Annotated in this window: 11 protein-coding genes, 1 tRNA gene and 1 pseudogene; 10 read left to right on the top strand and 3 right to left on the bottom strand. The window is 39.2% G+C overall.

What is annotated here, in order from left to right; translation table 11 throughout:
* Positions 1–775: 775 nt before the first annotated feature.
* On the bottom strand, positions 776–1,744 hold the full coding sequence (locus Q0J48_RS05245) for an Abi family protein (RefSeq protein WP_296242280.1): 969 nt from the start codon (positions 1,742–1,744) through the stop codon (positions 776–778).
* A 294-nt stretch (positions 1,745–2,038) separates the two neighbouring features.
* On the opposite strand from Q0J48_RS05245, the gene Q0J48_RS05240 reads away from it, so the two are divergent.
* Positions 2,039–2,114 (top strand) — tRNA-Ala (locus tag Q0J48_RS05240).
* Between the two features lie 76 nt (positions 2,115–2,190).
* Positions 2,191–2,838, top strand: coding sequence for an HAD family phosphatase (locus Q0J48_RS05235; RefSeq protein ID WP_296242277.1), 648 nt, complete (start codon positions 2,191–2,193; stop codon positions 2,836–2,838).
* A gap of 277 nt (positions 2,839–3,115) precedes the next feature.
* Here the strand turns inward: Q0J48_RS05235 and Q0J48_RS05230 are convergent, their stop codons facing one another.
* Positions 3,116–4,039, bottom strand: a complete 924-nt coding sequence (locus tag Q0J48_RS05230) for an alpha/beta fold hydrolase (RefSeq protein ID WP_296242276.1) — start codon at positions 4,037–4,039, stop codon at positions 3,116–3,118.
* Between the two features lie 102 nt (positions 4,040–4,141).
* Between Q0J48_RS05230 and Q0J48_RS05225 the strand changes: the two genes are divergently transcribed.
* Complete coding sequence (locus Q0J48_RS05225; RefSeq protein ID WP_296242275.1) at positions 4,142–4,987, top strand: C39 family peptidase; 846 nt, start codon at positions 4,142–4,144, stop codon at positions 4,985–4,987.
* Between the two features lie 21 nt (positions 4,988–5,008).
* Here Q0J48_RS05225 and Q0J48_RS05220 read toward each other — a convergent pair whose 3' ends face one another.
* On the bottom strand, positions 5,009–5,773 hold the full coding sequence (locus Q0J48_RS05220; protein WP_296242273.1) for a DUF308 domain-containing protein: 765 nt from the start codon (positions 5,771–5,773) through the stop codon (positions 5,009–5,011).
* Positions 5,774–6,078: 305 nt separating this feature from the next.
* On the opposite strand from Q0J48_RS05220, the gene Q0J48_RS05215 reads away from it, so the two are divergent.
* The 7 genes and pseudogenes from Q0J48_RS05215 to Q0J48_RS05185 form a co-directional block, all read left to right on the top strand.
* Positions 6,079–7,074 carry a sugar-binding transcriptional regulator gene (locus tag Q0J48_RS05215; RefSeq protein WP_296242272.1) on the top strand — a complete coding sequence of 332 codons (996 nt, stop codon included), beginning with the start codon at positions 6,079–6,081 and terminating at the stop codon, positions 7,072–7,074.
* Positions 7,059–7,493, top strand: a complete 435-nt coding sequence (locus Q0J48_RS05210) for a transcriptional regulator GutM (protein ID WP_183374141.1) — start codon at positions 7,059–7,061, stop codon at positions 7,491–7,493. The genes Q0J48_RS05215 and Q0J48_RS05210 overlap by 16 nt, the downstream gene beginning before the upstream one ends.
* 51 nt (positions 7,494–7,544) lie before the next feature.
* Positions 7,545–8,063, top strand: a complete 519-nt coding sequence (locus tag Q0J48_RS05205) for a PTS glucitol/sorbitol transporter subunit IIC (RefSeq protein WP_183374139.1) — start codon at positions 7,545–7,547, stop codon at positions 8,061–8,063.
* Positions 8,064–8,082: 19 nt separating this feature from the next.
* Positions 8,083–9,072, top strand: coding sequence for a PTS glucitol/sorbitol transporter subunit IIB (locus tag Q0J48_RS05200; protein WP_273477839.1), 990 nt, complete (start codon positions 8,083–8,085; stop codon positions 9,070–9,072).
* 12 nt (positions 9,073–9,084) lie between these two features.
* Positions 9,085–9,462, top strand: coding sequence for a PTS glucitol/sorbitol transporter subunit IIA (locus tag Q0J48_RS05195; RefSeq protein ID WP_296242269.1), 378 nt, complete (start codon positions 9,085–9,087; stop codon positions 9,460–9,462).
* A 54-nt stretch (positions 9,463–9,516) separates the two neighbouring features.
* Positions 9,517–10,809 (top strand): NAD(P)-dependent oxidoreductase, encoded by a 1,293-nt coding sequence (locus tag Q0J48_RS05190; protein ID WP_183374135.1) that lies wholly within the window; start codon positions 9,517–9,519, stop codon positions 10,807–10,809.
* Positions 10,810–10,930: 121 nt separating this feature from the next.
* Positions 10,931–11,109, top strand: a pseudogene (locus tag Q0J48_RS05185) (transketolase); the annotation flags it as partial.

Here is an 11,109-nt window from a genome sequence, read left to right as displayed (position 1 = left end):
TTGAACATATTCTGACTAGAAAACTATCCAAAAATGATATAAATCGTATTGTTTTGTACTTTGTTAAGCATTGAAATATCCTTTAAGTAAAGGGCATACAACTAATTATTATGCTTTTTCCTGCTCTCCTCACCTCCACCAAGAGAAAACAAAAGTGTCAAATTATGCTTTAGGTAAAGCATATTTGACACTTTTTTAATAGTATTTACATTTTATTGAAAAGGTTTTTGACAAGGTTTTTAGAAAAACAAAATAGTATTGAGCCGATTTTTGAATCATTTTTTTTAAATGATAGTTCTAAAGCACTGATTTTTTTATAGACAATACTGTAATTAGTTGTCTTACTTCCAACCGTTTCACCTAAGATTCTAGCAAGCGCTGAATAATGGCCTTACCATCATTCCAAAATGCCTTTAGGGAATATCCCTAAGACTCTAATGCATGAAACTTGATGCGAATGTAGTTAAACATTAGCATAATACCCTTACTTTATGAAGGGGTCTATGCTAATGTTTAACCAGGCGATGGGATAAGAAATACTATGATGAGATTTTAGATTTAGGAGTCTTCGCAAAAAAGATATAGAAAAAGTGATTCAAGACCCTAAAACAGCTGAATCATTTTTTATCACGCCCTTTTAAAAAAGGATATACCAAAAGAGTGAAACATAAATATTATGATATGTAAAGATTTTATGTTTATTTGTAAAAAAAAGGGAACTACACTTGATGCATAGTTCCCTCAAAAACTTTCGTTTTTTCTATGTGCATTCATATTACCCTTTTATGAACCAATTGTCAATAACTTGGCTTATAAAATCAAACGACGAGGAAACCATACTATTATTTGCATAATAATCAATATTTTTGTTAATTCGGCAAGATAAATCCTGCAATAAATCAATAGCTTTATTATGTACTCCTTCACTAGTTACAATTCTTTTATGTGTATATAGCAAAGTAATAATTTGTTGCAGTCTCATATTAGACATCCTTTTTAGTCTTGTACTTTTAGGAATTCTTTTTATTTTAGATAATTCTCTAGAAACACTGTAAGATGTGTCGTGAGTTTTCGTATTAGGCCTTAAGTCATTTAAAATACAACTGCTATGCGCACATGCATTTCTAATGTCTTTACAAGTTTTTAACATGTAATACGTATTTGTTAAATATTCATCTTTAAACCTTTTGGCACAATATCCGAAGAAACTAACAAGTCTACCAAATGGTATTACCTCTAAAAATACCCATATTGGAAGATTATTGATAGAATCTTCTCGTTCTTCTGGGATATTTAATTGATAGTTAAACGTCAAATCTTTGCAGTATTCTGAAGAGTAGCAGCGATCTAATTCGCTTTTTAATATTTTATATTGTTTATCATCTAACGATGTGATAAAGTCGTTGATAATTTCATACCCATCTTCAGAATGATCTTCTGCTTTCCGAAGTATTTCTAATTTGGCATAATGCTCAATGTCTAAAGCTAATTGAACAATTGTATACCTTAGCTTCATATCAATTATTGCTAAATCTTTTAGATAACTAAAATCTAAATCTATATATTTATCATCAGCATATTTATCATAATTCTTTCTATAAGAATAAAGTTTAAAAAAGTTGTTATTGTTTTTTAGATAGTTTTTAGCGTCAAATTCAGAGACTTTATTAAATGTTATTCCTTTTTTCTTAAGATGAAGAATTTGGTCTTCAAACGATAAAAACGGTTTTCTGTCTGTGTCCATCTCAGCCCCTCCTCTCTAATACTACTATTCATTAAAATCCTTTATAGACTTCTTCAATTTTCCGACACATCGAAAATGATCATTGGTTGTAGCAAGATAATAACATGATTTAGAAGACATATCGAGTAGATATCCGTAGAAGAAGTTTCGATAGACTTAGCGATTATTAAAGCAGCCTTATCTCGCCAAGAGAAGACAAAAGTGTCAAAGTTTGCCTCAGATGGCGAGTTTGGCACTTTTTCCATATTTTGGTCTGTTAGAAGTCAGTTTTTGTAGTAAAATATACTCACATAGGGGCTCGTAGCTCAGCTGGGAGAGCGTTCGGTTCGCATCCGAGAGGTCGAGGGTTCAATCCCCTTCGGGTCCACCAAGCCAATAAAAGTGCCGAAGTATGCTTAGTAAAGTGTATTTGGCACTTTTCTTATCATAAAAGAGGAGAGCATAAGATGCATCAAGGAGCTATTTTTGATATGGATGGGCTTTTGTTTGATACGGAGCCCATTTTCGATCAAGCGTGGCGTTTAGTGGCAAACCAATATCATTTACAGCTAGACCAAAGTTTTTTTGATCGCAACCGCGGAACATCGGGAGCGGTGATGAAACAAGCTCTAAAAGAATTCTTTCCTGAAATTTCTCCGGATTTGTTGGTCCAAGGGCTGTTTGATCATACGGCCCAATTGACAAGTCAAAATGTTCCTTTGAAAAAGGGCGTGTGCGAGATCTTAGACTTTTTGAAACAACGATCGGTTTTGATGGCGATTGCGAGCAGTTCACCGAAATCGATGATCCTTCATCATCTAGAAGTTTCAGGGATTCGGGATTATTTTGATGTGATCGTCAGTGGAGAAGAGGTCAAACGGGGAAAACCGTATCCCGATATTTTTCTGCTGGCAGCTTCTCAGTTGAATCTTTTGCCTGAAGATTGTTACGTATTTGAAGACGGGCTGCCAGGGGTTCGAGCGGGCGTGAAAGCCGGGTGTGAAACGATCATGATCCCGGACATGATCCAACCGACAGAAGATATTCTTTCGATGCCGGTCCAGATCTTTAAAGATCTTTTGCAGGCAAAGGATTTCATCCAAAAAAGCTCATGATATGATGATAAATATCATAGAAATTTTGTTTAAGTGCATGTTTACATATTGAAAAGTCAAAGATAAGATGACACAATGAAGATAGATTTTTCATTGATTATTTTATTGATGAAACCATACAGATCCAATCGGCATGATTAAAAAAATAAAGCGTTTTCCACGGAATAGGATTGTTTATGTTTTTCATCAATAAGTAATACCAAGGATCCGCAAGTTTGAACGGATTCTTTTTATTTGTTTCACCCAAAGAAAGCCCCAGGATCTGGGGCTTAAGTGATTAGAGATGAGAATCCATGAAATCGAGAATGCCTTGTTCAACTTCATCTTTGATTTGAGAATAGTTGTGAATTTCATGGCGATATCCAGAATATACTTTGGTTTGAACGTCATGACCAGTCTCCACTAACCAGTTAGACACCTCATAGATTCCTTTGCCGTATTCACCAACAGGATCCTGGTCACCTCCGATATTATAGATTGGAAGTTGGACAGGAACTTTTTGGGCCCATTGTGTTCCTTCAATGCAAGCCATCATCTGTGTGAAATCATATAAAGAACGATTGCTTGTAGGTTTTGTGAAGGCATCAAAAGGATCTTCGGCATGATCTTTTTGAACATAAGGATCTGCACAGATCCACTCATTGCCGATGGAGATGGTTCCGCATCGTTCACACATCCATCCCATGAGTTCGTTTGTGAAAGTCGGATCGCTTTCTTCACCTTTTCCTTCATCGATGGCCTGTTTGATCTTCTTGGCAGTTTCGTGTGCTCCTCGGAAAATACCGGCCGTTCCACAAATGGTGGCGCCGGCTAGTTCGTCTCCATATTTGGCAATGAAATCTCGAGTGATGAAAGATCCCATACTGTGACCAAACAGGAAATACGGAAGGTCAGGATACTTTTCCTGGGTGATCATTTTGAGCTGATGTTCATCTTCCATCATGGTATGACAACCTTTATCACCCCAGTCACCCCAAACACCGCTGACCATTGCCGTCTTTCCATGACCTACATGGTCATCCGCACTGACAATATAGCCTGCCTCTACAAAATGAGCGATCATGTGCAGATAACGGCGGGAGTGCTCTCCAAAACCGTGGATGATCTGAACGATCCCTCTAGGCTTGCAAGCGGGAACATAGATCCATCCTTGGACTTGGTCGCGTTGATTATAAGAAAGAAAATTCACTTCATGCAGCATAATTCAATTTCACCTCCTGCTTCATGGTTTTCTTAATTTCATGATAAGACATATTAGAAAAGACGAAAAGAATTAATTTGACAATATGGTATAATTCTGTCTATGGCAAAAAGAAAAATTCGCTGGCAAAGACTGTTGCTTTTGTTTCTTCCGGTAATTTTGATCATAGCGGGGATCGGCGGCGGAATCTATGCCACAGTATCTTATTTTGATCAAAAACATCGTGAAGAAATCAAAAGTATAGAGTGTCCGAAAGATATGGATCCAAAATTGTTTGCGCAGGTGCAACAAAAAGCGTTAGATGGATCCGAAGATTATGAGACAATCGTCAAGAATATTGATGCGTATTCCAATGATATATTGGAATTCTCCTTGGAAGATCCGGATCGGATGAATTTTGTCCTTCATTATCCGCAAAGAGAAGACTATGGAAAGGCTCCAGTTGAGCTGGATGTGTCTCTAAGTGAAGTGCCGTATTTGTGTCAATGGGACCTTCAATGGGGTTATACCACGTATGGCGAAGCGTATTTTTACCAAACAGGCTGTGCACCGGTTTGTCTTTCTATGATCTTTAGCTACTTGCTTCAAGATTCCTCTTTAACACCTACAAAATTGGCGAATTATGCAGAAGAAGAAAATCTATATGTTGACGGCATCGGAACAGACTGGAATTTTTTGACCCAGGCAGCCGATCAATATGGAATCAAAGTCGAAAAGATTGCGGTTTCTTCAGCCTCGATCCAGGAAACGTTATCCGATGGAAAAATGATCGTCAGCAGTATGCTTCCGGGAGATTTTACGCAAACCGGCCATTTCATCATGTTGGCGGGGCTTAAGGATGGAAAAGTAGTGGTGCATGACCCCAACAGTCCATCCCGCACTCAGAAACTATGGGATCTGGATACCATTGCCTCACAAACTCAAGGACTTTGGGCCTATTCAATTTAAAAAAAGTCGGGGGACCGACTTTTACTTGATTTTGTCGAGAATAGGAGATGTTCCTTTAATCCTCAACATTTTCTTTTTGATGTTTTCTGCTTTTTCATCCTTATGCATCGCTTGGCATAAACGATAAAAATGATAGTAGTAGTGGAGTTTTTCACGCGCATTCATGGTTTCCGGGTTCATGGATTGAAAGAACTCATAACTGCGGTCATATTCCTTTGTGATGAATAGATATAGAGCATCGATAAATTTTTTACCGTAAAGCGGAGAGAGGTCTTGACGATCTCTTTCTTTTTTTTCGAGCCGAACAAGCGGAGTATAATCTTTTTTCATCGCTTCCAGATCATTTAATAGAAAATGCGCATAATATTGATTGTAATAGAGGACGATCATATTTTCTTCATGTTCTTCATAGTATTTTTTATGATCTTCAATAGATTTTAACAGCTTTTTAGGTTCCAACATATCGGCATAATACAAAGTGTCAAATAAGATCTCCGATTGTTTATAGGAATCGAAGGGATCTCTTTTTAAAAGATGATCATATTGTTCTCGTCCTTGTTGCGGTTTTGCTTCGCTGGCGATGGATTTGATTGCCTTATTATAAAGCATGCGCAAATATTCTGTGTATAGGGCGATCGCAAAGACGAAGATAAATAGGGCGGCATAGAATATTTTGGTTAAAAGAGATGCGGAAGAAAAGATCGTGCTGAGACAATAGACTCCAAAAATGAGATATAAGACGCCCAGAATAAAACTGCGGACCTCTAAAATAGATGATTTTTTCATATGGTAAAACTCCTTTGACCATTTCATTATAAAAATGAACGGTATTAGAATCAATGAAAATCTTTAGTGACAATCCAAGAAAATCAATCGCTGTTTTTGGGAAAATCAGCGGTTGGTAAACTGTCTTCAAGAAAAATAGAGTAAGGCACATGTTAAAAAACGACGAAAATAAACAATTGTATAAGTGAAATAAATATCAAATCAATTTAAACAAATGTTCACCTCTAAAATATTGACAACATTATGAAAATGGAGGTACGCTATAACTGGAAAAAGTAGAAAACGCTTACATTACAGGCTAAAAAATGAAAAAGATTATTGATGATGAGAGATTAATTTATAAATGCTGCCACTTTTACTACAAAGATGGTTTAGGGCAAAAAGAAATCAGCGACCGCTTAGGGATTTCAAGGACAACGGTCTCTCGTCTGCTGCAGGCCGGTAAGGAAAAAGGAATCGTCAAGATCGATGTGATCAACGTGTATGGAAGCATGTATGACGACTTGGAACGTAAATTAGAGGACAGACTTCATCTAAAGGAAGTTTTGATCATCGATGAGAATGAATTTGAGACACAGTTCGAACATCAGGAACGTGTGAATGAAGAAGCTTTAAAATATCTGTCACGGATCTTTCGAGACAAAGATTATATCGGAGTTTCGATGGGCCGGACTTTGTATAACATCGCGAATTCAAAAGAACTCGTCGATGAAAGAGATGCGATCTTTGTGCCGGTGGTCGGCGGCGTTGGATATGGACAATCCAACGAAGGATTCCATGCCAATGATATTGCGGCAGCCTTTGCGAAAAAGTTTGGCGGTTCTTCGATTCCGTTTTATGCCCCGGCGATGTTCAATAATCGCGACATCATGAAGGGCTTCTTGGAAGAACGATCGATTCGTAAAGTTACTGATCTTTTTGCCAAACTTCATACCGTCGTGATGGGTATCGGATGTACGGATCGTGATGGTACATTATCGCAAAGTGGATACCTGACACCCGAAGAACTTCAAGAGTTTTCAAAAAAGGGTGTGGTAGGAGACTGCTTGTTAAAGCTGGTTGATGCCAACGGAAATGAAGAAGCGTTCAGCGATTTCAATGATCGTGTGATGGGATTACGCAAGGAACAGCTTGTCACGATCCCTAACCGTGTCGGTATCGCAGTGGGGCGCAATAAAGGACAAGCTGTATTAGGTGTTATTCGTTCACAAAAAGTCAATATTCTGATCACAGACGTCAGCTGTGTGCAAAAGATGATTGAGTTATTAGATAAGGAGGCGGCAGAATGCCAAGAGAACTGATTGGATTGTTTATCTTTGTCTTTGTGCTGTTTCTCATGCAAAGTCTTGGAGGGGTCTTTCAGATCCGTAATTTTAAAAAGTCGATTCGCCGCGTTCACAAATTAGGAAATGTAGGAATCGGCCAAAAGCGAGGAAGATTCTTTAATGGATATTTGGTCATTCTTGCTTGTGACAACAATCGCATTATTACAGGATGCGAGGTTATGGATGGAAAAACCTTCCTGGCCAAGTGCCATCCTATCGACACATTGATAGGGAAGAAGTTAGTAGGGGTATCAATCGATTCGTTTCTAGAAGATTTCAGATCCATGGATGAAAAAGAACAGAAACGCTATCGAGGGTATATACAAGCTTTGGAAGCGCTGGAGACACGCTTCGACAAAGCAGAGGCTGATGATGAATTGGTAACGGCCGACTGATTCGACATCAGACATCTCATAATTCCATTATTATTTTAGGAGGAAGCGCATATGGAATTTATTTCGATGATTGCTGAAGGTTTTATGGGACTCTTCTCAGCCGGCGGCGAACAGTTTGTTTCTTGGGTAACCGGAATCATTCCTACGCTGGTCTGCTTGATGACTGCCATCAACTCCGTAATCAAACTGATTGGTGAAGAAAAGGTAGAAAACTTTGCTCGTAAAATTACCAAGTATACGATTTGTCGTTATACGGTTCTGCCTATCTTAGCGGTTATCTGTTTAGGTAACCCGATGTGCTACACTTTCGGACGTTTCGTAGAAGAAAAATACAAACCAGCCTACTACGATGCAGCTGTAAGTTTCGTTCACCCAGTTACAGGTTTGTTCCCACATGCAAATGCTGGTGAATTGTTTGTCTACATGGGTATTTCTGCCGGTATCACTACTTTAGGTTTGAACACTGGTGAGTTAGCCATTCGTTACTTTATTGTAGGTGTTATCGTAATTTTCATTCGTGGTTTATTAACAGAAAAGATCTTTGCGATCTTAACGAGAAACAAGGCCTAAAGGAAGCGGGGAATGACAGATGTATAGAAATGTAAAAATTACTCGTGGAAACAGCGGTTGGGGTGGACCGTTAGTAATCGCTCCAACAGAAACTTGTAACAAGATCTTGTGTGTTACAACAGGCGGTGTGAATCCTTTAGCTAAGAAAATCGGGGAAATGACCGGTTGTGAAGTATTGGATGGATTCAAAACCACTGCACCAGATGAACAAATCTGCTTGGCTGTCATCGACTGTGGCGGAGTTGCTCGTTGCGGTGTTTACTGTAAAAAAGGAATTAAGACTGTAAACTTAGTACCGGTTGGTAAATCGGGTCCTTTGGCACAGTTTATCGTTGAAGAACTTTATGTTTCCGACGTTAAAGAAGAAAATATCACATTTACAGATGAAACTGTAGAACAGCCTGCAGCTTCTGAAGCTGTAGCTGAAGAAAAACCGGCTGAAGAAGCTCCAAAAACAACTTCTGAAGAACCTCAAAAGAAACCGAATATCATCACTCGTATCGGTATTGGTGTTGGTAAAGTCGTTAATAAATTCTTTGCGGCTGGTCGTGAAACCATCGATATGGTTATCAAGAACGTATTGCCGTTCATGGCCTTTACTTCTACAATTTTAGGTATCATTTCTTATAGTGGTTTAGGCGATGTTATTGCCAATACAATTTCTCCAATGTGTTCTACATTGCCAGGAATGCTTATTATTTCATTAGTTTGTGCCCTTCCGTTCCTTTCGCCGATCCTTGGTCCAGGTGCTGTAATTGCACAGGTTGTAGGAACATTGTTAGGTGCTCAGATTGGTTTAGGAAATATTCCGGCTCAATTCGCCTTGCCAGCCTTGTTCGCAATCGATGCTCAGGTAGGTGGCGACTTCGTTCCAGTAGGTTTGTCTTTAGGAGAAGCTGAGCCAGAAACGATCGAATACGGGGTTCCAGCTGTATTGTATTCTCGTGTTATCACAGGTCCGTTAGCTGTAGCCATCGCCTTTGTATTCAGTATTGGATTGTATTCATAGTAGGGGTTGCGTATGATCAAATATCAGGCTACTGTTACCGGAATGGGAGATTATGCCTGTGATTTCTTGAACGACGCATGCAACTTCATCATCATCTTTAACGATGATGCACCACCGGAATTAGCGGAGATCTGCGTTCTTCATTCCAAGAGTGAATTGAAAGCAGATCCGGCTCCCGGGGATATCATGAAGATTTGCGGTGTTGAGTACACAATCAGTGCAGTAGGCTGGGAAGCTTTGAATACCTTGAGACAATTGGGCCATTGTACGCTTTGTTTCAACGGAACTCCAGAAGCTGAACGTCCAGGAATGATCGAGCTGGTTGGGGAGCGAATCACAGAAGAACAACTCAAAAAAGGCGGTACAATCGAAATTATCAGTAAAGATTAATCTGTTACATAAATAATCAGTGATCGATAAGGAAAAAAAGGAGGCAAGATATTTATGTATAACATGAACAGAAAATTAGCAGCTTTAGAAGCTGAAGGAAAACCTATCCAGGTCGGTGTCGTTGGTGCTGGTCAGATGGGCCGCGGTATGGTTACAGAATTGGTAATGATCAAAGGTGAAAGACCTGCCATCTGTGCCGATATCAATATTGACTTAGCTGTACACGCATTTGAATATGGTGGAGTTCATCCAGATCAAATCGTAAAGACAACAGACGTGGAAGAAGCATCTGCAGCAATCAAAGCAGGAAAATATGTTGCGACAAATGATTCTGATTTAGTAACGAAAGTCCCTGAAATTGATGTAGTCGTTGATGTTACCGGTGTGCCGGATGTTGGCGCTAAGATCGCATTGGATGCTATCGCTGCTAAGAAACACATTATTATGATGAATGTTGAATCTGATGTTGTTATCGGGCCTTACTTGTATAAAAAAGCGCAAGAAGCTGGTGTTGTTTACACAGGTACAAATGGTGACGAACCGGGTGCTGTTATGGAATTGTATGACTTCGCAGAAGCAATGGGCTTGAAAGTTGAAGTTATCGGTAAAGGAAAAAACAACCGTATCGATCGTGAATGTAACCCAGATACAGTTCTTGAAGAAGCTACACGTCGTAAAATGTCTCCAAAGATGCTATGTGCATTTAAAGATGGTACGAAAACAATGGTTGAAATGGCCGCTATGTCCAATGCAACTGGTTTAGTTCCAGATGTAATCGGTGGTCATGGTATCGCTTGTGACGTGAAGGGCTTGAACGATATGTATCGTTTAAAAGAGGATGATGGTATCCTGAATAAACACGGCGTTGTTGAATATGTTCGTGGTATCGCTCCAGGTGTATTCGTAACCGTTTCAACAGATAACGAAGAAATTGCTTACCAGATGCAATACCACAGCATGGGTCCTGGACCATTATGGACTCTGTATCGTCCATATCACTTGTGTAACCTTGAAACTCCATTAACGATTGGACGTGCCGTAATCTATCATGAAGGCGTAATCGTACCAAAAGGCGGATTAGTATCTGAGGTTATCACAGTGGCTAAGAAAGATATGAAAGCCGGAGAAAAACTCGATGGTATCGGTGGATATACAACTTATGGATCGATCGATACGCATGAACACGCTAAACAAGAAGGTTATGTTCCGTTTGGACTCATCAACAAGAATGCTGTATTGAAAAAAGACGTTAAAAAAGGTCAGCTGTTGACTTATGATGACGTTGAAATCGATACAAATACGTTGATTTATAAGATCCGTCAGGAACAAGACAAGATCTTTGGATAATTCTTGCCAGATGGATCGGGAAATGAGGACGTTTAAATGATCCTGTTTCCAGGCAAAGGACCAGCAGCGATTTAGATCCTGCTGGTTTTCTGTTTATTAAAAAGGAGGAGACCGATAGAACATGACAGAATTAGAACAACATGCATTGAATATACGAAAGAATATCCTGACGATGGTCTATACGGCACAAAGCGGACATCCGGGCGGATCCTTGTCGGCAGCGGATATCCTGACATCTCTCTATTTCCAGGAGATGGATATCAACGAAGACAATGTATCCAGTAAAGACCGCGACCGTTT

Origin of the sequence: uncultured Faecalicoccus sp., from assembly GCF_944325745.1 — a bacterium.
GTDB lineage: Bacteria > Bacillota_I > Bacilli_A > Erysipelotrichales > Erysipelotrichaceae > Faecalicoccus.
Note: the sequence above shows the minus strand (reverse complement) of the source record. Positions and strands in the feature narration are given on the sequence as shown.